At 66.1% G+C, this 22,521-nt stretch carries 21 protein-coding genes; 14 read left to right on the top strand and 7 right to left on the bottom strand.

The window, feature by feature from the left end:
• Nucleotides 1-336: 336 nt before the first annotated feature.
• From cobM to ACQPYR_RS05510, 4 genes are read right to left on the bottom strand one after another with little or no spacing between them, the layout of a single operon-like run.
• Nucleotides 337-1,101 (bottom strand): precorrin-4 C(11)-methyltransferase, encoded by a 765-nt coding sequence (cobM, locus tag ACQPYR_RS05525; protein ID WP_433628365.1) that lies wholly within the window; start codon nucleotides 1,099-1,101, stop codon nucleotides 337-339.
• A gap of 16 nt (nucleotides 1,102-1,117) precedes the next feature.
• A complete protein-coding gene (locus tag ACQPYR_RS05520; protein ID WP_433628362.1) occupies nucleotides 1,118-1,543 on the bottom strand; it encodes a PPOX class F420-dependent oxidoreductase in 426 nt (141 codons plus the stop codon).
• A gap of 26 nt (nucleotides 1,544-1,569) precedes the next feature.
• A complete protein-coding gene (locus tag ACQPYR_RS05515; protein ID WP_433628359.1) occupies nucleotides 1,570-2,187 on the bottom strand; it encodes a LuxR C-terminal-related transcriptional regulator in 618 nt (205 codons plus the stop codon).
• Nucleotides 2,184-3,398: a sensor histidine kinase gene (locus ACQPYR_RS05510; RefSeq protein WP_433628356.1), complete on the bottom strand. Its 1,215-nt coding sequence runs from the start codon at nucleotides 3,396-3,398 to the stop codon at nucleotides 2,184-2,186. The genes ACQPYR_RS05515 and ACQPYR_RS05510 overlap by 4 nt, the downstream gene beginning before the upstream one ends.
• 131 nt (nucleotides 3,399-3,529) lie before the next feature.
• Between ACQPYR_RS05510 and ACQPYR_RS05505 the strand changes: the two genes are divergently transcribed.
• On the top strand, nucleotides 3,530-4,588 hold the full coding sequence (locus tag ACQPYR_RS05505; RefSeq protein ID WP_433628353.1) for an ABC transporter permease: 1,059 nt from the start codon (nucleotides 3,530-3,532) through the stop codon (nucleotides 4,586-4,588).
• 31 nt (nucleotides 4,589-4,619) lie between these two features.
• On the top strand, nucleotides 4,620-5,345 hold the full coding sequence (locus ACQPYR_RS05500) for an ABC transporter ATP-binding protein (RefSeq protein ID WP_433635019.1): 726 nt from the start codon (nucleotides 4,620-4,622) through the stop codon (nucleotides 5,343-5,345).
• 31 nt (nucleotides 5,346-5,376) lie between these two features.
• Here the strand turns inward: ACQPYR_RS05500 and ACQPYR_RS05495 are convergent, their stop codons facing one another.
• Nucleotides 5,377-6,300 (bottom strand): LysR family transcriptional regulator, encoded by a 924-nt coding sequence (locus tag ACQPYR_RS05495; RefSeq protein ID WP_433628350.1) that lies wholly within the window; start codon nucleotides 6,298-6,300, stop codon nucleotides 5,377-5,379.
• A 141-nt stretch (nucleotides 6,301-6,441) separates the two neighbouring features.
• Here ACQPYR_RS05495 and ACQPYR_RS05490 point away from each other — a divergent pair, with 141 nt between their 5' ends.
• Nucleotides 6,442-7,851 carry an MFS transporter gene (locus tag ACQPYR_RS05490; RefSeq protein WP_433628347.1) on the top strand — a complete coding sequence of 470 codons (1,410 nt, stop codon included), beginning with the start codon at nucleotides 6,442-6,444 and terminating at the stop codon, nucleotides 7,849-7,851.
• Nucleotides 7,848-8,594, top strand: a complete 747-nt coding sequence (locus tag ACQPYR_RS05485; protein WP_433628344.1) for a 3-hydroxybutyrate dehydrogenase — start codon at nucleotides 7,848-7,850, stop codon at nucleotides 8,592-8,594. Before ACQPYR_RS05490 ends, ACQPYR_RS05485 begins: the two co-directional genes overlap by 4 nt.
• 325 nt (nucleotides 8,595-8,919) lie before the next feature.
• Here the strand turns inward: ACQPYR_RS05485 and ACQPYR_RS05480 are convergent, their stop codons facing one another.
• Complete coding sequence (locus tag ACQPYR_RS05480) at nucleotides 8,920-9,528, bottom strand: SACE_7040 family transcriptional regulator (RefSeq protein WP_433628341.1); 609 nt, start codon at nucleotides 9,526-9,528, stop codon at nucleotides 8,920-8,922.
• Nucleotides 9,529-9,621: 93 nt separating this feature from the next.
• Here ACQPYR_RS05480 and ACQPYR_RS05475 point away from each other — a divergent pair, with 93 nt between their 5' ends.
• From ACQPYR_RS05475 to ACQPYR_RS05430, 10 genes are all read left to right on the top strand, one after another.
• A complete protein-coding gene (locus ACQPYR_RS05475; protein ID WP_433628338.1) occupies nucleotides 9,622-11,211 on the top strand; it encodes a carboxyl transferase domain-containing protein in 1,590 nt (529 codons plus the stop codon).
• 5 nt (nucleotides 11,212-11,216) lie between these two features.
• A complete protein-coding gene (locus ACQPYR_RS05470; protein ID WP_433628336.1) occupies nucleotides 11,217-13,250 on the top strand; it encodes an acetyl/propionyl/methylcrotonyl-CoA carboxylase subunit alpha in 2,034 nt (677 codons plus the stop codon).
• Nucleotides 13,247-14,407 (top strand): acyl-CoA dehydrogenase family protein, encoded by a 1,161-nt coding sequence (locus ACQPYR_RS05465; protein WP_433628333.1) that lies wholly within the window; start codon nucleotides 13,247-13,249, stop codon nucleotides 14,405-14,407. The genes ACQPYR_RS05470 and ACQPYR_RS05465 overlap by 4 nt, the downstream gene beginning before the upstream one ends.
• On the top strand, nucleotides 14,404-14,892 hold the full coding sequence (locus ACQPYR_RS05460; protein WP_387294459.1) for a MaoC family dehydratase: 489 nt from the start codon (nucleotides 14,404-14,406) through the stop codon (nucleotides 14,890-14,892). The genes ACQPYR_RS05465 and ACQPYR_RS05460 overlap by 4 nt, the downstream gene beginning before the upstream one ends.
• The gene (locus tag ACQPYR_RS05455; RefSeq protein WP_433628330.1) at nucleotides 14,889-15,701 is read left to right on the top strand and encodes an HpcH/HpaI aldolase/citrate lyase family protein; all 813 of its coding nucleotides are present in this window, start codon (nucleotides 14,889-14,891) and stop codon (nucleotides 15,699-15,701) included. The genes ACQPYR_RS05460 and ACQPYR_RS05455 overlap by 4 nt, the downstream gene beginning before the upstream one ends.
• 31 nt (nucleotides 15,702-15,732) lie before the next feature.
• Complete coding sequence (locus ACQPYR_RS05450; RefSeq protein WP_433628327.1) at nucleotides 15,733-17,676, top strand: acetoacetate--CoA ligase; 1,944 nt, start codon at nucleotides 15,733-15,735, stop codon at nucleotides 17,674-17,676.
• Between the two features lie 62 nt (nucleotides 17,677-17,738).
• Nucleotides 17,739-17,993 carry a type II toxin-antitoxin system Phd/YefM family antitoxin gene (locus ACQPYR_RS05445; RefSeq protein ID WP_433601248.1) on the top strand — a complete coding sequence of 85 codons (255 nt, stop codon included), beginning with the start codon at nucleotides 17,739-17,741 and terminating at the stop codon, nucleotides 17,991-17,993.
• Complete coding sequence (locus tag ACQPYR_RS05440; RefSeq protein ID WP_433628325.1) at nucleotides 17,990-18,442, top strand: type II toxin-antitoxin system VapC family toxin; 453 nt, start codon at nucleotides 17,990-17,992, stop codon at nucleotides 18,440-18,442. The genes ACQPYR_RS05445 and ACQPYR_RS05440 overlap by 4 nt, the downstream gene beginning before the upstream one ends.
• An 88-nt stretch (nucleotides 18,443-18,530) precedes the next feature.
• Nucleotides 18,531-19,820, top strand: coding sequence for a TetR/AcrR family transcriptional regulator (locus ACQPYR_RS05435; RefSeq protein ID WP_433628322.1), 1,290 nt, complete (start codon nucleotides 18,531-18,533; stop codon nucleotides 19,818-19,820).
• A 180-nt stretch (nucleotides 19,821-20,000) separates the two neighbouring features.
• Nucleotides 20,001-21,242: a TetR/AcrR family transcriptional regulator gene (locus ACQPYR_RS05430; protein WP_433628320.1), complete on the top strand. Its 1,242-nt coding sequence runs from the start codon at nucleotides 20,001-20,003 to the stop codon at nucleotides 21,240-21,242.
• Nucleotides 21,243-21,255: 13 nt separating this feature from the next.
• Here ACQPYR_RS05430 and ACQPYR_RS05425 read toward each other — a convergent pair whose 3' ends face one another.
• Nucleotides 21,256-22,476, bottom strand: a complete 1,221-nt coding sequence (locus ACQPYR_RS05425; RefSeq protein ID WP_433635018.1) for a lipase family protein — start codon at nucleotides 22,474-22,476, stop codon at nucleotides 21,256-21,258.
• Nucleotides 22,477-22,521: the final 45 nt, after the last annotated feature.

Below are 22,521 nucleotides of genomic sequence, written 5' to 3'. Positions count from 1 at the left end.
CCGTAACCTCGCTTCCGGAACACCACACGAGCGCTCCCCGATGAACACCGGGACGTTGACGCGCACCTAAACCAGCGTGGCGCCTGTGTTCCCGCGTTCAGTTCTCATCAATCAAGCAAAAATATTCATTGGCACTATCTGCCCGTCAGGCCGAGCTTGTTACATGGGCGCGACCATGCCCGCCACCCACCGACCGGCTCCGCCGGGAAGTTCAATGCAGATCACCGAAACAATCTACCGTCGCCCTCGCCAGCCGACCAATCAGCTCTCATAGCCGGGAAACATCAGCCCTGGCAGCGGGATCATCGCAAGTTTGCTGGATGGCTGTCACCGATCTCACACTGCTTGCGAAGGTCGGTGTCGGGCGCGGGCCGGGTCGTAGAGATGCGACTGGGCACAGGACAGATTCGGGGTGAGGGCCCGGCCGACGAGAATGACAGCGGCTTGGCGCAGACCTGCGGATTCGACCTGGTCGGCGATGTCGGTCAGGGTGCCGCGCAGGACCAGTTGGTCGGGTTGGCTGGCTCGGTAGACCACGGCGGTCGGGCAGTCGGCGCCGTAGGCCGGGATCAGCTCGGCGGCCAGTGTGCGGATTCGGGTAATGGCCAGGTGCAGCACCAGCGTGGCCTGTGTCCCGGCGAAGTTCGCGAGAGCCTCGGACTCGGGCATGGCAGTCGAACGGGCCTGGGTGCGGGTGAGGACCACCGACTGGACCACTTCGGGAACGGTCAACTCGGTACCGAGCAGGGCGGCCGCGGCGGCGTAGGCGGGGACGCCGGGGGTGATGTCCCACGGCACGTCCGCTGCGTCGAGGCGGCGGGTTTGTTCGGTGAGGGCCGAATATATGGAGGGATCGCCCGAGCAGAGGCGCGCGACATCCTTACCGGAGCGGTGCGCGCGCACCAGGTGCTCGGTGATCTGGTCGATGTCCAGGTGCTGAGTGTCGATCAGCTCGGTATCGGGAGCGCAGTGCGCGAGTACCTCGGGGTCGAGGTAGGTGCCCGCGTAGAGGCAGACCGGGGCAGTGCGCAGCAACTCGACCGCGCGGACGGTCAGCAGGTCCGCGGCGCCCGGCCCGGCCCCGATGAAATGCACGGTCATGCCGGTGAGTGTAGGGCTAGGCCGTCGCGTCGAAGTGGGCGATCACCTTGGACGGGTGCACCCGGACCACCAGTTCGCCCGGGACGCCGTTGCGCTTGCCGAATTCCTCGGCCCGGTCCGCGCCCATATAGCGGCCGCCGATCTCGGTGGCGGTGCGCAGGAGTTCGTCGGGATCCTCAGACAGGGTCACGGTGCCCTGGATCTGAATGGACGAATACGGCGCTTCCTCGAGGTCGACCACCACCGCGATGCGTGGATCGCGGACGAAGGCCTTGCCCTTGGCCGTGGCCTTGCCGGTATTGAAGACCAGTTCGTCGCCCTCGAGGACGAACCACACCGGGCTGACCACCGGTCGACCGTCGGCGGCCACGAACGCCACCTTTCCGGTTCGCTTGGCGTGGGTCAGGAAGTCGCGCACTTTGGGATCCGAAAGTGAGGCCATGCCCCAACCCTAGAGCCAGCTGCCCGTCAGATGGCGCCTTGTTCGCGGGCGCGTGCGACGGCGGAGGTGCGCGAGCGGACGCCGAGTTTGGCGTAGATGTGCACGAGGTGGGATTTGACGGTGGTTTCGCTGAGGAACAGTTCCTTGGCGATCTCCCGGTTCGAACTGCCGTCGGCCACCAGCCGCAGCACCTCGATTTCGCGCGGGCTCAAAGTCGTGTCGGCGCGGCGAACGCGGATCATCAGTTTGGAGGCCACCGCGGGCGACAGCACGCTCTCCCCGGCCGCCGCCGATCGCACCGCCGCGAGCAGTTCCACCGGCGGGGTGTCTTTGAGGATGTAGCCGCAGGCCCCGGCCTCGATGGCGCTGAGGATATCGGCATCGGTGTCGTAGTTGGTGACGACCAGGACATTGGGCGGCTGCGCGAGCGAACGCAATTCGGCCGTCGCGTCGACGCCGGAGCGGCCCGGACCGAAACTGAGATCCATCAGCACCAAATCGACCGGGGTGGTGGTGCAGAAGGCGATGGCGGCCTCGGCGGTCGGTGCGTCGCCGAGGACGGTGATGTCGTCATTGCTTTCCAGTAGTGCCCGCAGGCCCGCGCGCACGATGGCGTGATCGTCGGCCAGGAGTAGGCCGATCATCGACCGCCCTCCTGGTTCGATTCCGCTGCGCGTAGGCCGGAATCGACTGCGTCGGAACCGGGCTCCAGCGGAAACGAGACGGTGACAGCGGTGTGGCCGGGCTCGGATTCGACCGCCATTGTGCCGCCCTGCTGTTCGACGCGACTGCGCATAGCGGCCAACCCGAAGGTGCCGGTCGGGGCGCGGTCGAGCACAGCGGGATCGATGCCCATGCCGTCGTCGACCACGTCGAGGTACACATCGGTATCGGCGTAGGTCAGGGTCAATCGCATCCGGCTCGCGCCCGCGTGGCGCACCACGTTCGAGACCGCCCCCTGCGCGATCCGAACAAGTGCCGCCTCGACGGGCATCGGCAGACGCTCCGGGGTGCCTTCGACGACCAGCTGGGTGAGCAGTCCCGGAGCCTCAGCGCGTCGACAGATGCGCTCGAGTGCCTGCGCGAGGCTCTGCCCCTCCAGGGCGGCGGGGGTCAATTCCGCTATCAGCCTTCGGGTTTCGGCAAGATTCTCCGCAGCAGTCTCGCGGGCCAGCCGAATCTGTTGCAGCGCAGGATGATCCGGAGCCGACTGCGCCGCGGCGTGCAGCAGCAGTTGGATGCTGCTCAACCCCTGCGCGACGGTGTCGTGGATCTCCTGCGCCAGCCGTTCACGCTCGGCCAATTTGCCGGCGGTGTGTTCCTGTTCGGCGAGAGTTGCTCGGGTACTGAGCAATTCGTCGATCAGGCGCTGACGTTCGGCTGATTCGCGGAACAGCGCCTCGTAGCCGAGCCCGATCCCCACCGCGACGGCCGCGCCGATAATCGGTCCGATCGCACCCGCCACCGACCAGCCACGATGCACCCCGAAACCGATCACGGCCACCACCGTGGCCGCGCCGACCGCGAGCAGACTCCACGGCCGTGGCAGCAGGTGCAGGTAGAGGAAGAACACGCCGAATGCGAGGTATCCGGCATCGGGGGCGAGCACCACGAGGCCGAGCCACAGCACCGTCAGCGCCGCCAGCCAGATGCGGATCCCCGCCGGGCGGCGACCGACCAGCGCACCGGCGAAGTACACGACAAGGAATGCCACGGTCAGCGTGAGGACGCCGAGCGGATGTCCGGCGCCCGGCAGCAGTGCCCGCACCGCGACCACCACGGCCAGCGTCGTCACCAGGACATGCAGCCCCAACCGCAGCGCGGTGAAGACAGGCGTGAACGGCGACGAATGCACGTTTGCCAGCTTATGTGCGGCTACCCGGGCGGCATCCATCGAAAGGCGTAAAACACCGACCAACCTTCGATCGGCACGCATTCCTCCGCGTGCGCGATGGCACGGAAGCCGGCGCGCGGCAGGGTGATGGCATGTTCGTCGCACTCCGGGATCTGCGGGCCGCACGCGGCCGTTTTCTGCTCATCACGCTGGTCGTCACCCTGGTGGCGCTGTTGGTGAGTTTCCTCAGCGGTCTCACCGCCGGACTCGCGCACCAGAACATCTCGGCCATCGCGGCGATCCACGCCGATGCCATCGTCTTCGCCGATATCGGCGCGGATCCCTCCTTCGACGCCTCCGCACTCACCGAGCAGCAGATCGAGACCTGGCAGGCGGCCGCGGGCTCCGTTGACCCGATCGGCATCAGTCGGGCGGAGGGCTCGGTGTCGGGTCAGGGTGCGACGAAACCCGCCCAGGTCGCACTGTTCGGCACTAACGGACCCGCTTTCGGCAATCACGTCGCAACCGATTCCGGCACCGTCGTCCTCAGCACCGGCGCGGCCAAGGCCCTCGATGCCATCACCGGTGACACCGTCACACTCGGCGCGGGGACCTTCCGGGTGGCCGCGATCCAGGGCGACGACTGGTACAGCCACACCCCCGTCGTCTGGATGACGCCCGCCGACTGGCAATCGGTGAGCCCGCGCGGCGGCGCCGCCACGGTGCTCGCAGTATCCGGTGTCCCGAATATGGCCTCGGTCAACGCATCAGCGCATACGACCTCGACCAGCGTCTCCGGATCGCTGTCGGCATTGAGTTCCTACCAAGCCGAAAACGGTTCACTGACCTTGATGACGGTGCTGCTGTTCGCCATTTCGGCCCTGGTGATCGGCGCATTCTTCACCGTGTGGACGGTGCAGCGCATGCCCGATATCGCGACCTTGAAGGCGCTCGGCGCGACATCCGGCGCACTGGTCCGCGACGCTCTCGCCCAAGCGGCGATCGTGCTGACCGCGGGTGTCGTGGTCGGACTCGGAATAACCGTAGCCGCAGCCACATTCATGGGCGATGCGCTGCCTTTCGTACTCAGCGTTTCGACAACCCTGTTTCCCGCGGCGGCCCTGATCCTCCTCGGCCTACTCGGCGCGGCCTTCGCCCTGCGCTTCCTGTTCACCACCGACCCGCTGACCGCACTCGGTGCGGCCCGCTGACCGTTCGGAGATCCGCATGACCACCGCAACCATGACGAAAACCGCTCTCACCGTGCGCGAAACAACCCTCACCTACCCGGACGGCGCAGGCCGCCTCACCGCACTGAACCAGGTGAACCTACACGTCACCGGCGGCACAATCGCCGCAATCACCGGCCCCTCCGGCTCCGGAAAATCCAGCCTACTCGCCGTGGTCTCCACACTGATCCGCCCCGACTCCGGCGGCATAACCCTCGAAACCCCCTACGGCACAGCCGATCTCGCTACACTCACCCGTCGCGAAGCCGCCGCGCTGCGCCGCTCGTCCATCGGCATCGTCTTCCAGCAGCCGAACCTGATCCCCGCCTTGACCGCCGTCGAACAACTAGAGGCCATGTCCCACCTCGGCCAGCGCCTCTTCAGCTCCGCCACCCGACGCCGCGAAACACGCTCCAAGGCAATGGAATTACTCGGCGCCGTCGGCCTCGCCGACCACCACGCCAAACGGCCCGCCCAACTGTCCGGCGGCCAACGCCAACGCGTCAACATAGCCCGCGCCCTGATGAACGACCCGTCCCTCCTGGTCATCGACGAACCAACCAGCGCCCTCGACACCGAACGCGGCACCGCCATAATCGAACTGATCCTCGCCATGGCCCGCACCCACCAAGCCGCCACCCTCCTGGTAACCCACGACCACACCCACCTCCATCACATGAACACCGTCTACCGCATGATCGACGGCACCCTCACCCTCGACCACACCATCGGCCGGTAAGTACATTGAAATCGCATCGGCTATCGAACGATTACGCCGATAAACCGAGCAGCACATTCCGCTGCTCCCGCACCCGGACCCGAATCGCGTCGACCACCGCCGCCACCTCGGGCCTGCGCAATGTCTCGGTGCGGGTGACGAGCCAATAGGTGAGCCGAACGGAGACTTCCTTCCGAAGCACTCGGATCAGGTCGTCGTGGCGATCGGCCATAAAGCAGGGCAGCAAGCCGAGGCCCGCGGCCGCACGGGTCGCTTCGACGTGCACGAAAACATTTGTGGAAGTGACGGATTCGCGCATGGCGGGCGCGAAACTGGAGGACAGGTCCAAATCGTCCACTTGCAGCATCGAATCGATGAAGTACACGAGCGAGTGGCGCGCGAGATCCCCAATGGCCGTTGGTGTTCCGTGTTCGCGGAGATAGTCACGTGAACCGTAGAGCCCGAGACAGTAATCGGCCAACCGAATCGCCCTGGCGCGGTGCACTTGCGGCTCACCGACCACCACTTCGATATCCAGACCCGAACGCTGCTGGGATGCGCGCCGGGTCGCCGCGACGATCTCGACGGCGATCTTCGGATGCCGCCGCTGCACCTCGGCGGCGGCCGGTGCGGCCATATAGGCACTGAATCCGTCGGTCGCCGAAATCCGAACCACCCCCTCCAAGACCCGCATGCCATCGGCATCGGTGGCCAGCGACTTGACCGCGGACTCCACCGCCTCCGCCGCCGCCAACGCCTCCCGCCCGAGATCGGTCAGCTCCCATCCACCGGTCACCCGGGTGAGCACCCGCCCGCCCAGCGTCTGTTCCAGTGCGGCAATGCGGCGCGAGATGGTGGTGTGGTTGATGCCGAGTTCCTCGGCGGCCGACACGAAGCGCCCGGAGCGCCCGACGGCGAGCAGAACCAGCAGATCATCCGCGCTGGGGCGGCTGGTACCCGAGGCAGGCGGACTCATTTCTGCATTCTTGCAGATACGCACTGCACAACTGGCCATTGCGGCCGAAGATATGTGCACGAATACTCGTTCTGACCACGAAATGTGGGGGCCGTCACATCTTATTGCGTGATGTGGCCCCGGTCATGAAGGAGATGTTCGATGAGCGTGCGCGATGCAATGCGGCCGACGGGAAACGATCCCGGCGGGATACCGGCCGGGCTGAGGCGGGTGGTGGCCGCGTCCATGGCAGGCACCGTGGTCGAGTGGTACGAGTTCTTCCTCTACGGCACGGCCGCGACGCTCGTCTTCAGCAAGGTGTTCTTCGCCAAGGGCACCAGCGATCTCGACGCGATCCTCGCCGCCTTCATCACCTACGCCGTCGGCTTCGCCGCACGTCCGTTGGGCGGCGTCGTCTTCGGCCATTTCGGTGACAAATACGGCCGCAAGAAGCTGCTGCAATTCAGCCTGGTGCTCGTCGGTGCCGCGACCTTCCTGATGGGCTGTCTGCCGACCTTCGCCCAAATCGGTTATTGGGCACCGACATTGCTGGTGGTGCTGCGATTCATCCAGGGCTTCGCGGTCGGCGGCGAATGGGGTGGCGCGGTACTGCTCGTGGCCGAACACAGCCCGAACTCCAGGCGCGGATTCTGGGCGAGCTGGCCACAGGCCGGGGTGCCGGTGGGCAATATGTTGGCGACGGTCGCTTTGCTGGCATTGACCTCGACGCTGTCCGATGCCGCATTCCTGAGCTGGGGCTGGCGCGTCGCATTCTGGTTGTCCGCGGTGGTCGTGCTGGTCGGCTACTACATCCGCACCAAGGTCACCGACGCACCCATTTTCGTTGCGGCGCAGCAGGAAATCGAACAAATCAAGGCCAATTCGCTCAGTGTCGTCGAGGTGCTGCGGCGCTACCCGCGCGGCGTATTCACCGCCATGGGGCTGCGATTCGGCGAGAACATCCTCTACTACCTGGTGGTCACTTTCACCATCACTTATCTCAAGGTGCATGTGCACGTCGACACCAAGGTCATCCTCTGGTGGCTGCTGGCCGCACATGCCGTGCACTTCTTCATGATTCCGTTGGCGGGCAATCTCTCCGATCGCTTCGGCAGGCGACCGGTGTATCTGGTCGGCGCGCTCACCGCGGGCACTTGGGGCTTCTTCGCTTTCCCGATGATGGACAGCGGCCACAACGCGATCATCATGTTCGCGATCATTATCGGCCTGGTATTCCACGCCTTCATGTATGCGGGACAGCCCGCGATCATGGCCGAGATGTTCCCGACCCGGATGCGGTATTCCGGTGTTTCCCTCGGTTATCAGGTCACCTCGATCGTGGCCGGATCACTCGCCCCGATCATCGCCGTGCGCTTGCTCAATACCTACGGTTCCGCGGTACCGATCGCCCTGTATTTGGCTGCGGCCGCGGCGATTACCGCGATCGCCGTCCTGTTCGCCCGCGAAACGAAGGGCATCACGCTGGAAAGCATCGATAGTGCCGACGCGGAATCCCTTGCCGCGCAGACCCCGGCAGCGCGGGTCGAAACCCTACGAGCGGAGCTCACATGAGTGACTTGGACGGACGTTCCGCCCTGATCACCGGCGGCGCCAGCGGTATCGGCGCCGCCTGTGCCAGAGAACTCGCGGCCCGCGGCGCAACCGTCACCATCGCCGATATCGATGACGTGACCGCGAAGGCACTCGCCGGTGAGATCGACGGAAAAGCCTGGGCCGTAGATCTCCTCGACGTCACCGCCCTGGAACAACTCACCCTGGACGTGGACATCCTGGTGAACAACGCCGGTGTACAGAGCATCAACCCGATCGAAGACTTCCCACCGGAGCGATTCCGGAACCTGATGACCCTCATGGTCGAAGCGCCGTTCCTGCTCATCCGCGCGGCACTGCCGCAGATGTATCGGCGGGGCTTCGGCCGGATCATCAATCTGTCCTCGGTGCACGGGTTGCGCGCGTCCGAATACAAGGTCGCGTATGTGACGGCCAAGCACGCACTCGAGGGCCTGTCCAAGGTGACCGCGCTCGAGGGCGGTCGCCACGGTGTCACCAGCAATTGCGTAAATCCCGGCTATGTCCGAACGCCCTTGGTGGACAAGCAGATTGCCGATCAGGCCAAGGCGCACGGCATCGACGAGCAGGAGGTGCTGGAGCGGGTGCTGCTCACCGAGAGCGCGATCAAGCGCCTGGTGGAGCCGGAAGAGGTTGCGTCACTGGTGGGTTGGCTCGCCTCGCCGAACGCGGGCATGGTCACCGGCGCCTCCTACACCATGGACGGCGGCTGGACCGCAAGGTGATGCTGGATTTTTGGCCGCGCCTTCGGCGCGGCGGGTTCGCGGCCCCCTGGTGTCTCGCGTCCGAGCCGTCGAGACTCGCGACTTCGTCGCATGCGCTTCGACGGCTCGGACGCGAGACGGGCCGCGAACGGGTCGCTCGTAAGACTCGCTCCGTGGTGGGTGCTGATGGTGGATCCTTCGGCCACCGATGCACACACGACAAATGGTCAAGTGCCGTGCCTGCGGCGCATGCGCTTCGACGACTCGGACGCGAGACGGGCCGCGAACGGTCGCTCGTAAGACTCGCTCCGTTGGGGCTGGCAGAGGCTTGAAAAGCGGCGGGCGATCAACCCAGTGCAGCCTGACCCAGTGCGGACAACGCCATGCGACGCAGTATCGGCCGGGCCCGGGTAGCGGTGGCATTGGTGGCGCTGTGCGGCGTGGAGTTCATCAAGCCGAAGCCCGCGTGGGCCTGCACCCGCGCGGTCTCCTCCGGCAGTTCCGGGTGCAACTCCCGCAGCACCGCCACCCAGATCTCGACGTACTGACGCTGGGTGCGCCGCAGTTCGCGTCTGGGTCCGGCCGGCACGTTCTCGAGGTCGCGGTCCTGGATCCGGATGAGTTCGGGCTCGCCGAGCGCGAAGTCCAGATGGAAGTCGACCAGCCCGTCCAGCGCCTCCCGCGCCGATACGGTCCGCGCGACTACCGCCTTCCCACCGGCGAGCAACCGCTGACTGACCCCGACCAGCAGTTCGACCAGCAGCGCCTCCTTATTCGGGAAGTGCCGGTAGACCGCCGGACCGCTGATCCCGACGGCCGCACCGAGGTCGTCCAGGCGCATGCCGAAGAATCCGCGATCGGCGATAAGCCGGGCACCCGCATCCAGCAGCTGCGCTCTTCGCTGCAGCTTCAGTTGTTCCCTGCGGGTGGGCGCAACGGGGTCGGTGCTGGTCACACGCACTCCTTTCAGCACACCTGGACATCTCGGTTAATCAACATTAACCTGAATTCCAGTTATCGGCGACTAACTGGATGGCAGGACAGCGTGATGACGGTGACCGAACAGGTCGGGGTCGACAACCGCGCGGCACACGGGGCGCTACTGGAGGACCTGCGCGCCCGGCTGGCCGCCGCGGCGCTCGGCGGGCCCGCGAAGGCGCGCGAGCGGCATGTGGCCCGCGGCAAGCTGCTGCCCCGGCAGCGGGTGGATCAGCTGCTCGATCCGGGCAGCCCGTTCCTCGAGCTCTCGCCGCTGGCCGCGACGGGCATGTACGACGACGAATGTCCCGGCGCCGGGATCATCACCGGCATCGGCCGGATCTCCGGGCGCGAATGCGTGATCGTGGCCAATGACGCCACGGTCAAGGGCGGCACCTACTACCCGATGACGGTCAAGAAGCATCTGCGCGCCCAAGAGGTCGCATTGCAGAACCAGTTGCCCTGTGTGTATCTCGTCGACTCCGGCGGAGCGTTCCTGCCGCGCCAGGACGAGGTCTTCCCGGACCGGGAGCATTTCGGGCGCATCTTCTTCAACCAGGCGACCATGAGCGCCAAGGGAATTCCACAGATCGCCGCGGTGCTCGGTTCGTGCACCGCCGGTGGTGCGTACGTACCAGCGATGAGCGACGAGGCGGTGATCGTGCGCAATCAGGGCACGATCTTCCTCGGCGGCCCGCCGCTGGTGAAGGCCGCGACCGGCGAAGTGGTCACGGCCGAGGAGCTGGGTGGCGGCGAATTGCATTCGCGCACTTCGGGAGTCACCGATCACCTGGCCGAAGACGATCAGGACGCGCTGCGCATCGTGCGCCGCATCGTGGCCACGCTCGGCCCGCGCCCGGCGAGTCCGTGGGAGGTGACCCCGACCGTCGCGACCGCGAAGCCGGAGTCCGAACTGTACGACGTGGTCCCGGTCGATCTGCGCACGCCCTACGACGTCCGCGAGGTCATTCACCGGCTCGTCGACGGCGAAAACGGATTCCACGAATTCAAGGCCGAATACGGCAAGACGCTCGTCACCGGATTCGCGCGCATCCACGGCCATCCGGTCGGCATCATCGCCAATAACGGCGTGCTGTTCAGCGAATCCGCCATGAAGGGCGCGCATTTCATCGAACTGTGCGACAAGCGCAAGATTCCCCTGCTGTTCCTGCAGAACATCACCGGTTTCATGGTCGGGCGCGATTATGAGGCGGGCGGCATCGCCAAGCACGGCGCGAAGATGGTCACCGCGGTGGCGTGTGCGCGGGTGCCGAAACTCACCGTGGTTATCGGCGGATCGTACGGCGCGGGCAACTACTCGATGTGCGGGCGCGCGTATTCGCCGCGCTTCCTGTGGATGTGGCCCAATGCGCGAATTTCGGTAATGGGTGGCGAGCAGGCCGCCTCGGTGCTTTCGACGGTGCGCGGGGATCAACTCGACAGCAGCGGCCAGCCGTGGTCGGCCGCGGACGAGGAGGCATTCAAGGCGCCGATTCGGGAACAGTACGAACATCAGGGCAATCCGTACTACTCGACCGCGCGGCTCTGGGACGACGGCGTCATCGACCCCGCCGATACCAGAACCGTGCTCGGACTTGCCCTTTCGGTGTGTGCGCAAGCACCGCTCGAACCCGTTTCCTACGGCGTCTTCCGGATGTGATCGCGATGATGAACAAATCCCATCCCATCGATTTCGACACCGTGCTCGTCGCCAACCGCGGCGAGATCGCGGTACGGGTCATCCGCACCTTGCGCGCCATGGGAATTCGCTCGGTCGCGGTCTACAGCGACGCGGACGCGCAGGCCAGGCACGTGCGCGAGGCCGATACCGCGGTGCGCCTCGGTCCGGCTCCGGCCCGGGAAAGCTATCTGGATATCAAAAAGGTGGTCGCCGCGGCGGTGCGCACCGGCGCAAAGGCCGTGCATCCGGGCTACGGATTCCTCTCCGAGAATGCGGCTTTCGCATCCGCGCTGGCCGAGGCGGGCATTGTCTTCCTCGGGCCGCCCGCCAAGGCGATCGAGATCATGGGCGACAAGATCGCGGCGAAGAACACCGTCGCCGCTTTCGATGTGCCCGTCGTCCCGGGTATTGCCCGCGCGGGGCTCACCGACGCCGAATTGATCGACGCCGCGACCGATATCGGCTATCCGGTACTCGTGAAGCCCTCCGCCGGTGGCGGCGGTAAAGGTATGCGACTGGTCGAGGAACCGTCGGCATTGCCCGCGGCGCTGGCCAGTGCCCGGCGTGAGGCGGGCGCGGCATTCGGTGACGACACCCTGTTCCTGGAGCGGTTCGTCACCCGGCCACGCCATATCGAGGTGCAGATCCTGGCCGACCAATTCGGCCACGTGATCCACCTCGGTGAACGCGAATGCAGCCTGCAGCGCCGGCATCAGAAAGTGATCGAGGAAGCGCCGTCGCCACTGCTCGATGCCGCTACCCGGGCGCGCATCGGTGCGGCCGCGTGCAATACCGCACGCAGCGTCGACTACGTCGGCGCGGGCACGGTCGAATTCATCGTCTCCGCCGATCGGCCGGACGAGTTCTTCTTCATGGAGATGAATACCCGGCTGCAGGTGGAACATCCGGTCACCGAACTGGTCACCGGGATCGACCTGGTGGAGTGCCAGGTGCGCGTCGCGGCCGGGCAGAAGCTGGCGGTGGAGCAGGACGAGCTGCGACTCGTCGGGCATGCGATCGAGGCCCGCGTCTATGCCGAGGATCCCGGTCGCGGCTTCCTGCCCACCGGCGGCACGGTGCTCGACCTGTCCGAGCCCGAAGGCGCAGGCGTGCGGGTGGATTCGGGACTGCGCATCGGCACCGTCGTCGGCAGTGATTACGACCCCATGTTGTCGAAGGTCATCGTGCACGCCGCCGATCGCCATACCGCGCTCGCGAAACTCGATCGGGCACTGAGCGATACCGTCCTGCTCGGCGTCACCAGCAATATCGAGTTCCTGCGTTTCCTGCTGGCAGACCAGGATGTGGCCGCCGGGAAGCTCGATACCGGACTGCTGGATCGCCGCGTCGGCGACTTCCAGCCCGCAGCCGTCGGGGATGAGGAATTCATCGCCGCCGGTGCGTATCATTGGCTGCGACGCTGGCCTGCCGCACCGAGCGATCCGTGGGATATCCCGTCCGGGTGGCGCATCGGTACACCCGCGCCGACCACCATCAGGCTCGCCGGCGGTGACCGCACCGAGCACGTCTACCTCACCGGCGCACCCGATGCCGCTGAAGTCCACCTCAACACCAGCGAATCAGTCTCGCTCACCGCGGATTTCACCGACGGGAGGCTGGTACTGACACTGGACGGTCTGCGCCGAGAGTTCCGCGTCGCGGAGCACGAAGGACAGCTCTGGGTGGCCGGACCGTCCGGTGTCGCGGTGCTGCGTGAAGTGGCCGAGCTGAATGTCCGCGGTGGCGCCGAACACGTCGGTGACGCCGAAATCCGCAGTCCCATGCCGGGTTCGGTGATCGCGGTACCGGTTGCCAACGGTGCCATTGTCGCCGCGGGGGCCCCGGTCGTCGTGGTCGAGGCCATGAAGATGGAGCACACCCTCACCGCACCGGTCGCGGGCACCGTCGAAGTCCTGGTCGAACCGGGCGCCCAGGTCCGCCTCGACCAGCCGCTGGTGCGCATCACCGCGGCTCCCACCGAACCCGAAACCGCCGAGGGAGAAGGAACTTCCGCATGACCGATTTTCTGTCCACCGGCACACTGCCCGAGGACTATCGCGACCTGGCACTGACGGTGCGCGATTTCGCCAAGTCGGTGGTCGCCCCGGTAGCCGCCGAACACGATGCGAACCATACGTTTCCGTACGAGGTCGTCGCGGGCATGGCCGATATGGGTCTGTTCGGCCTGCCGTTCCCGGAGGAGTACGGCGGGATGGGCGGCGACTACTTCGCCCTCTGCCTTGCGCTGGAGGAGCTCGGCAAGGTCGATCAGAGTGTGGCGATCACGCTGGAGGCCGGTGTCTCGCTGGGCGCCATGCCCATCTACCGCTTCGGCAACGATAAGCAGAAGCAGGAATGGCTGCCGCAGTTGACAAGTGGGCGCAATCTCGCCGCCTTCGGCCTCACCGAACCCGGTGCGGGCAGCGACGCGGGCGGCACCAGAACCACCGCGGTCGCCGACAGCGGCGAATGGGTCATCAATGGCAGCAAGCAGTTCATCACGAACTCCGGCACCGATATCACCAAGCTGGTGACCGTGACCGCGGTGACCGGACAGTCGGGCGGCAAGAAGGAGATCTCGACCATCCTCGTGCCCACCGACACCCCCGGTTTCGTGGCCGAACCCGCCTACAACAAGGTCGGCTGGAATGCCTCGGATACGCACCCGCTGAGCTTCACCGACGTCCGGGTGCCCGAGGAGAATCTGCTCGGCGAGCGCGGTCGCGGCTACGCCAACTTCCTGCGCATTCTCGACGAGGGCCGCATCGCCATCGCGGCGCTGTCGGTCGGCGCGGCCCAGGGCTGTGTCGACGAGAGCGTGCGCTACGCCAAGGAGCGCGAGGCCTTCGGCCAGGCCATCGGCCGCAACCAGGCCATCGGCTTCAAGATCGCCCGCATGGAGGCGCGCGCCCATGCCGCCCGCACCGCCTACTACGACGCCGCCGCACTCATGCTGGCGGGCAAACCCTTCAAGAAGGAAGCCTCCATCGCGAAGCTGGTGGCCAGCGAGGCGGCCATGGACAACTCCCGCGACGCCACCCAGATCTTCGGCGGCTACGGCTTCATGAACGAATACGCTGTGGCCAGGCACTATCGCGACAGCAAGATCCTGGAGATCGGCGAGGGCACAACGGAGGTGCAGTTGATGCTGATCGGACGGGAGCTGGGTCTGTGACGGAGACGAACGCTCCCCGCCGGGTGGTGCAGCGCGGCCTGTGGTTCGAGGAGTTCGAGATCGGTGTGGTGTACGAGCACCGGCCGGGCCGGACCATCACCGAGGCCGATAACGTCCTGTTCACCACGCTGACCATGAACACCCAGGCGCTGCACCTGGACGCGGCCTTCAGCGATCAGCTGCCACCGTTCCACCAGCGCCTGGTGAATTCGATGTTCACTCTCTCCACGCTGATCGGCCTCTCGGTCGCGCAGCTGACCCAGGGCACGATCGTCGCCAACCTGGGCTTCTCCGAGGTCGCCTTCCCGAAGCCGCTGTTCCACGGCGACACCATGTATGCCGAGACGGTGGTCACCGATAAGCGCGAATCCAAGAGCCGTCCGGGGGAGGGCATCCTCACCTTCGCGCACACCGCTCGCAACCAGCATGGCGATATCGTGGCGACGGCGGTACGCAAGACATTGGTACGCAAGGAGCCCGCATGAGTTGGCAAATGCCTGGACCGGCTTGGCTGTTCTGCCCGGCCGACCGCCCCGAACGCTTCGAAAAGGCCGCCGCGGCGGCCGATGTGGTGATCCTCGATCTCGAGGACGGGGTCGCGGCCGACGATAAAGCGGCCGCACGCAAGGCGCTCATCGAGACTCCGCTGGATCCCGAGACCACCGTGGTCCGGGTCAATGCCGTCGGCACCGATGAGCACGAGCCCGATCTCGCGGCGCTGGCGCAGACCGAATATCGGCGGATCATGCTGCCGAAGGCCGAATCCGCGGAACAGCTCGGCTCCCTCACCGGCTACGAGGTGATCGCGCTGATCGAATCACCGCTCGGCGCCATGGCGGTCGGGCGAGCGGTATTGGCGCGCAACGCGATCGGGGTCATGTGGGGTGCGGAGGATCTGGTCGCCGGGCTCGGCGGCAACTCCAGTCGGCATGCCGATGGCAGCTATCGCGATGTGGCACGCCATGTTCGGTCGACCACACTGCTCGCGGCCAAGGCGTACGGCAAGTTCGCGCTCGACTCGGTGTATCTGAACATCCGCGATCTCGACGGGCTGCGCGCCGAAGCAGTGGATGCGGTCGCGAGTGGCTTCGACGCCAAGGTGGCGATCCATCCGAGCCAGGTGCCGGTCATCCGGGCGGCCTACGCGCCGTCGAATGACGAAATCGATTGGGCTCGAAGGGTACTCGACGAAGTCCCGAACCATCGGGGCGTCTTCGCGTTCGAGGGCCGCATGGTCGATGCCCCGGTGCTGCGGCATGCCGAGCAGATCGTGCGGCGCGCGAACCACACCTGATTTCCGAAGACTCTCCCCAGGAGGTAATGCGGTGCAACCACAATGGGTGCCGACCGAATCAGATATCGCGGAGGCGCGCATCACCGACTTCGCCGGGTTCGTGGCCGCGCGCACCGGGCGATCCGCGCCGGATTACCGGTCGCTGTGGCAGTGGTCGGTCGACGATCTGCCCGGCTTCTGGGGTGCGCTGTGGGATTACTTCGAACTCGGACCGATTGCGGGCGAGGTGCTGGCAAGCGCCGACATGCCGGGCGCACAGTGGTTTCCGGGCACCCGGCTGAACTACGTCGACCAGGTCGTGCGGCAGTTCCGAACCGATCGGCCCGCCATCATCGCGGTGACCGAGGACGCTCCGGTACGCGAGGTGTCCTGGAGCGAATTGATCGACAGCACAGCGGCATTCGCGCGCACACTGCGCTCGCTGGGTGTGCAGCCGGGTGATCGGGTGGCCGGATACCTGCCGAATATTCCGGAGGCGGTGATCGCCTTCTTGGCCACCGCGAGCATCGGTGCGGTGTGGAGCGCCTGCGGTCAGGACTATTCGCCGAAGGCGGCGCTGGACCGGCTGGGCCAGCTCGAGCCCACCGTGCTGGTCACCGCGGACGGCTACCGGTTCGGTGGTAAGACGCACGACAAGCGCGACGATATCGCGGCACTGCGGGCCGGACTCGACACCGTGCAGACGACGGTCGCGGTCTCCCAGCTGGGCCTTCCGGTTCCGGACGCATTGGCCTGGTCCGAGGCGGCCGCCAATAGCGAGACCGTTGTCATCGAAACCGAGACGGTCGATTTCGACCATCCGCTGTGGATCGTCTTCTCCTCCGGCACCACCGGACTGCCCAAGGGCATCGTGCACGGGCACGGCGGCGTCGTGTTGGAACACCTCAAAGCCGTTGCGCTGCAAGCCGATATCGGCCCTGAGGACACCTTCTTCTGGTACACCAGCCCGAGCTGGATGATGTGGAACTTCCAGGTCGCCGGACTGCTGGTCGGTGCGACCATCGTCTGCTACGACGGCAGCCCCACCTACCCGACTCCGGACGCACTGTGGCACACCGCATCTCGAGTCGGTGCGACCGTGCTCGGCACCAGTCCGGGCTACGTGCTCGCCTGTATCAAGGCGGGTGCGGTGCCGCGCACCGATCACGACCTCACCGCGCTGCGGCAGGTCGGCATCACCGGTTCGTCACTGCCGCCCGCATCCGCGGTGTGGTTGGGCGAGAATGTCGGTGACCACGTCCAGGTCGCCTCGATCAGCGGCGGCACCGACGTGGTCTCCGCTTTCATCGGCGGCGCGCGAACCGTACCGACCTGGCCGGGTGAGCTTTCCGCGCCCTATCTGGGTGTCGCACTGGAGGCCTTCGACCCGGACGGCAAGCCGGTCCGCGACGAGGTCGGCGAACTCGTCATCACCAAGCCGATGCCGTCGATGCCGGTGCGCTTCTGGCACGATCCGGACGGAATCCGTTACCACGACGCGTATTTCGACATGTTCCCCGGCATCTGGCGGCACGGCGACTGGATCACCATCACCGAACGCAACAGCATCGTGGTGCACGGCCGCTCCGACTCCACCCTCAACCGCCACGGCATCCGCATGGGCAGCGCCGATATCTACCAATCCGTCGAGCGCCTGCCCGAAATCACCGAGGCCCTCGTCATCGGCGCCGAACAACCCGACGGCGGCTACTGGATGCCGCTGTTCGTCACCCTCGCCCCCGGCACCGACCTCACCGACGACCTGAAAACCCGCATCAACACCACCATCCGCACCGAGGTCTCCCCCCGCCACGTCCCCGACGAAATCATCGTCGCACCTGGCATTCCGCACACCCGCACCGGTAAGAAACTCGAGGTCCCCATCAAGAAGCTCTTCCAGGGTGCCGACCCGACGCGCGTCGTCGAACGCAGCGCCGTGGACAACCCGGACCTCCTCGACTGGTACGCCGCCGTTCGCCCCAATACCTCGAACTGAACCAGCACTGGGCAATGTGGCTACAATGTGATACAGAACAATAGCCACATCAGGAGGTCGGCGTGGACGTCGGTATTCGGGAACTGCGCGATAATCTCAGTCGCCATCTGACCGAGGTCCGCGCCGGACACACGGTGACAGTCACAGACCATGGACGACCGATCGCCCGCATCGTGCCTGTCGGGCGACCGACGCGGCTGGAGCAACTTCGCGCCGAAGGGCGCGTGCAGCCCGGTCGTAAAAAGAAGCAGCCTGCGCCCGAGCCGATCCGTGGCGAGGGCATAGTCAGCGAGCTCATCGACGAGCAGCGCCGGTGATCGGCTACCTCGACACGTCGGCCTTCGTCCCACTGCTGGTCAGCGAGCCGAGCAGTGCGGCATGCCGCCGATTCTGGGATGACGCCGACGCCGTGGTATCGAGCAGACTGCTGTATGCGGAAACCGTGGCCGCACTCGCGCAGGCGCATCGCATGGCGCGCCTGAACGACCTGCAGTACGCGTCGTGCCGGCGCCTACTGGACCAGCTCTGGTTGCAGCTCGAGATAGTCGAGGTGGATGAGGGTTCGGTCCGGCGCGCGGCCGAACTCGCCGACCTCCTCGCGCTGCGCGGGTACGATGCCGTCCACTGCGCTTCCGCCGAACAGTTGGAGGACACCGATCTTGTCGTCGCATCCGGCGACAAGCGCCTCCTCGACGCGTGGAAATCGTTGGGGTTGGCCACCTTCGACACCAATGCGCCCGACGCGACGCCTGAACGCAGACGTTGACCCCGAAATCGGGTCGAGCTCGCCCACCTGGGCAAATCAGACCGACCTAGACAGCTGGGGGTGTCGCGGTTGTCGATACCATGGCGGCATGAGTGTCGACAATCGCCGTACGGCGCGCAAGGCGGTCAGCGGCGACTCGGCACCGCGGGAGATTCGGCGCAGGCCGAAGAATCGGCGGGCCCAGATCGCGGCGGCGTCGGCGGCCGCATTCGGCGCGCTGGGCTATCACGGTGTGAGCATGGAGGACATCGCGTCCGGGCTCGGGATCAGCTCGGCGGCGCTGTATCGGCACTATCCGAGCAAGTACGCGCTGTTCCGAGAGGAATTGCTGCGGGTGGGTCGCGCCATGACCGAATCGGTCGAACTACCGGAGGTGGCAGGGGGCAGGGGGATGGCAGCCGACCGCGTCGGCGGGGTGGGTGAGCTCAGGACGCCGGAGCGGCGGCTGCGGCAGGTACTCGACGCACTGATCGGCGTCACGATCGAGAATCGGCCGACCGTCACGCTGGTGCGCTGGGAGGGCCGCTATCTCGAACCCGAGGACCTCACCGTTCTCACCGACCAGCAGCTCGCCGTCGTCGGCGCGATCGGTGTGCAATTGGCCGCATTGCGACCGGAACTCGCCGAAGACGAGTTGCGGGTGCTGCGCGCCGCCCTGCTCAGCGCGATCACCAGCATCGCCGATCACCATGCCAGCTTGCCCGCGAAATCCCTTGCCCGACTGTTGAGTTCGGCCTGTTGGTCGATAGTGCCCGCCGAGCTGCCAGCGCTGGACGCGGATGCCGAGCTGCCGGTGGCAGCCGAGATTCCGGATTCGTTCAAACATGAGCTGTTGCTGCGCAAGGCCGTCGAACTGTTCCACGATCGCGGCTATCCGAATGTCAGCGTCGAGGAAATCGCCACTGCCGCAGGACTTTCCGCCGCGTCGGCGGTGTACCGGTTCTATCGCGGCAAAAGCGATCTGCTCGCGGCCGCGTTCCGACGGGCCGCCGACCGGGTTTCCGGTGCGATCGGCCCGGCGGTGGCGGCGGCCGCCGACGCCGAAGCGGCCCTGACCACACTGATCGAGCAGTACGTCGAGGGTTCGTTCGCCGAGCGCGCGCTGACCTTCGTGTATTACACGGAGTTCCAGCATGTTCCGAGCGATGAGCGCACCGTGCTGCGAAATATCCAGCGGCTCAGCGTCGAAGAGTGGGCGCGGCTGCTGCGTGATGTGCGACCGGAGCTTTCACCCGCCGAGGCACGCTTCCTGATCCATGCGGCCTTCGCGTTGGTGGTCGATCTGGGGCGCAACTTCAGTGCCGAACCGATCGCCTCCCCTGCTCGGGTTCAATTGCTCATGCAGCTGGTCCTGTTCGGACGCCCGGCCCGCTCGTAGTCCACGCTCCTCCGCTTCAGTATGCCGTCTGTCGCTACGCCTAGTATGTTAGTGATTATTCTGAGCGAGTTCAGCGGAGGCGCTCCACGTAAGAGCATATTTTTGTGATCTTCCATTCGATGCCGTTTCAGCACTGGGAAGAGACGTCGAGCAAGCGTCCGGTTGGGCTAACATCGCGGGATGGATGCCGAGGATCGTCGCGCAGCGGAGGACGCGACCGCAGGCCGCACCGCGCCATCGCGTGAGGTGCGCCGCCGCCCGCGCAACCGCCGGGCGCAGATTGCCGCCGCCTCCGCGGAGGCGTTCGGCGCATTCGGCTACCACGGCGTGAGCATGGAGGATATCGCCTCGCGCCTCGATATCAGCTCGACCGCCCTATATCGGCACTATCCGAGCAAATACGCCCTGTTCCGCGAGGAGGCGCTGCGGCTGGCCGGCCTGAGCACCGAGGCCGTGGGCCTGCCCGAACAACTGCGTGACCGGCCCGCCGCCGAACGCCTCGACCACATCCTCGATGCCCTGATCGCAGCCTCCATCGCGAATCGCCGCAGCGCCGCACTGCTGCGCTGGCAGAACCGCTATCTGGAGGACCCGGATCGCCAGATCCTGATCGATCACCTGATCACCACCGATTCGGTGGCACGAAAACTGCTGGCCGAGACCCGACCCGAGCTGTCCGACGGGGACCGGGCGGTGGTCTCGGCCGCCGCGATGAGCGTGATCGGCAGCATCTCCGATCACCATGTCGCAGTGCCGGCGCGCACGCTGACGGCACTGCTGCGCTCGGCCTGTCATGCGGTGACCGCGTGTGATCTGCCCGCGCCCGGCGACGACAGCGAATCCCTTGGCGCGAAGGAGGTTCCACTCACCTTCAAACACGAGCTGTTGCTGGTGCGTGCCATCGAGCTTTTTCATGAGCACGGCTATCCCAATGTGAGCGTGGAGGATATCGCCAATGCCGCGGGCCTGCCCGCCTCCTCAGCGGTGTACCGCTTCTACCGCAGCAAGGGCGACCTGCTCGCGGCCGCGTTTCGCCGTGCGGCGGACCGGGTTTCGGCGGCCATCGGACCCGCCATCGCCGCATCGGACACCCCCGAACAGGCACTGAGCACCCTGATCGAGCTCTATGTGCAGGGCTCGTTCGCCGAGCGCGAGCTGACCTTCGTGTACTACGCGGAGATCAGTAATGTGCCGCCGGAGGATCGCACCGTACTGCGAAATATCCAGCGGCTCAATGTCGAAGAGTGGGCCAAACTACTCATCGGAGTCCGGCCCGAGCTCTCCGCAGCGGAATCACGGGTGTTGGTGCATGCCGCGCTGGCCTTGGTCGTCGACCTCGGTCAATGGCTCGGCCCCGATAACCCGCTCTGCTCACAACAGCGCATCGCACACCTGATGCGGGTCATCCTCTTCGGCCGCTGATCGCGGTTCCATCTCAGCAGGCCACAGGCGCGGGCTCACCGCGCATCCGGCCCTCGAGCCACTGCAGTACCTCGGGGGCGCCCTGTACCGCCGCGGACAAATGCTCGGGCGCGGACACCTGCATCGTCTGCAACCGCACCCCGGCACCGCACCACCGGCGGTCGGTGTTGCCGATGGAGTCGATCGGAATCAGCGGGTCGGCCGGCGAATGCCATTCGAACATCGGTATTTCCGGCACCCCGGGATAGAGTTCCAGACTGTTCTCCTCCACTACCGAGCGCGCGGTACGACTATCGATGAACGAAGTGCTGGTGACGAATTCGCGAGCGCTGCCGTTGGCGCCCATGAAGAGGATTTCGTTGGTGCAACTGTTGGCCATGGCGCCACGGAGCGCGAGGCCACGCGGGTTGAGATAGGCGCCGGTCTGTATCTGGTCCGGGTACTCCCGCTCCAGGCCGATCGCCGCCGCCATGGCCAGTCCGAAGGCCGGGTGCGGCTCGAGGCCCAGCCCCTGCGCCATCGTCACCAGGTTCTCCGGGACGCCGCCCATGGCCGCGCCCTGGAGCTGCAGCTCGGGTGCGTACGACGGCTGCAGCACAGCCGCCCATGCGGTGGCCAATCCGCCACCGGAGTACCCGGCCAGCGCTACCGGGCTGTGCTGTACGGCGAGGTCGGGCAGCCGTTTCACCGCCCGGATGCCGTCCAATACGATCTGACCACCCAAACGCGCTGCTCCGAGGGCGAACTGCGGTCCGAGATGATCCGGCAGCGCGATACTCCAACCGCGCTGCAGCACCGCGTTCAACATCGACACTGTCGTCCCCAGATTCAGATCGCCGCTGTACAGCGTGTGCGATACCGCGCAATTCGTACCGAGCGCATTGATGAAATGCTGATACGACAGCAACGGAGCGTCGGCCTGATGAAGCAGTGGGGTAATGACCGTGGTGGTCGCCGCGATCGGCCCACCGTGCGAGTCGGTGGACCGGAACTTGACCAGTGTGGCCGTGGCGCCGGCGAAGAGGGGCACCGGCGGCAATGCCCGCACGTCGAGCACGTCACCGGGGCTGTGCGCGCCCAGATCCGCCGGTGCGGCGTAGAACGGGTCCGGATCGGGCAACGGATACATCGGTTCCGCGGTTGCCGGCGGGGCCAGCAGCAGCGCGAGTGCGACTCCGCCGAATGCACCGAGGGCATGGGACCAACCGCGATGTCTGCGGAGAAAACGAAGAATCAGACGAGTCAAGATCTCTACCTCCACGAGTTGTGCAGGGCATCC

The organism is Nocardia sp. CA-120079, from assembly GCF_050955745.1.
GTDB lineage: Bacteria > Actinomycetota > Actinomycetes > Mycobacteriales > Mycobacteriaceae > Nocardia.
Note: the sequence above shows the minus strand (reverse complement) of the source record. Positions and strands in the feature narration are given on the sequence as shown.

Excerpts from the sequence above, each read along its gene's own strand:
- cobM (WP_433628365.1), bottom strand. The coding sequence starts at position 1,101 with ATGACCGTGCATTTCATCGGGGCCGGGCCGGGCGCCGCGGACCTGCTG.
- ACQPYR_RS05520 (WP_433628362.1), bottom strand. The coding sequence starts at position 1,543 with ATGGCCTCACTTTCGGATCCCAAAGTGCGCGACTTCCTGACCCACGCC.
- ACQPYR_RS05515 (WP_433628359.1), bottom strand. The coding sequence starts at position 2,187 with ATGATCGGCCTACTCCTGGCCGACGATCACGCCATCGTGCGCGCGGGC.
- ACQPYR_RS05505 (WP_433628353.1), top strand. The coding sequence starts at position 3,530 with ATGTTCGTCGCACTCCGGGATCTGCGGGCCGCACGCGGCCGTTTTCTG.
- ACQPYR_RS05500 (WP_433635019.1), top strand. The coding sequence starts at position 4,620 with ATGACGAAAACCGCTCTCACCGTGCGCGAAACAACCCTCACCTACCCG.
- ACQPYR_RS05495 (WP_433628350.1), bottom strand. The coding sequence starts at position 6,300 with ATGAGTCCGCCTGCCTCGGGTACCAGCCGCCCCAGCGCGGATGATCTG.
- ACQPYR_RS05490 (WP_433628347.1), top strand. The coding sequence starts at position 6,442 with ATGAGCGTGCGCGATGCAATGCGGCCGACGGGAAACGATCCCGGCGGG.
- ACQPYR_RS05485 (WP_433628344.1), top strand. The coding sequence starts at position 7,848 with ATGAGTGACTTGGACGGACGTTCCGCCCTGATCACCGGCGGCGCCAGC.
- ACQPYR_RS05475 (WP_433628338.1), top strand. The coding sequence starts at position 9,622 with ATGACGGTGACCGAACAGGTCGGGGTCGACAACCGCGCGGCACACGGG.
- ACQPYR_RS05470 (WP_433628336.1), top strand. The coding sequence starts at position 11,217 with ATGATGAACAAATCCCATCCCATCGATTTCGACACCGTGCTCGTCGCC.
- ACQPYR_RS05465 (WP_433628333.1), top strand. The coding sequence starts at position 13,247 with ATGACCGATTTTCTGTCCACCGGCACACTGCCCGAGGACTATCGCGAC.
- ACQPYR_RS05455 (WP_433628330.1), top strand. The coding sequence starts at position 14,889 with ATGAGTTGGCAAATGCCTGGACCGGCTTGGCTGTTCTGCCCGGCCGAC.
- ACQPYR_RS05435 (WP_433628322.1), top strand. The coding sequence starts at position 18,531 with ATGAGTGTCGACAATCGCCGTACGGCGCGCAAGGCGGTCAGCGGCGAC.
- ACQPYR_RS05430 (WP_433628320.1), top strand. The coding sequence starts at position 20,001 with ATGGATGCCGAGGATCGTCGCGCAGCGGAGGACGCGACCGCAGGCCGC.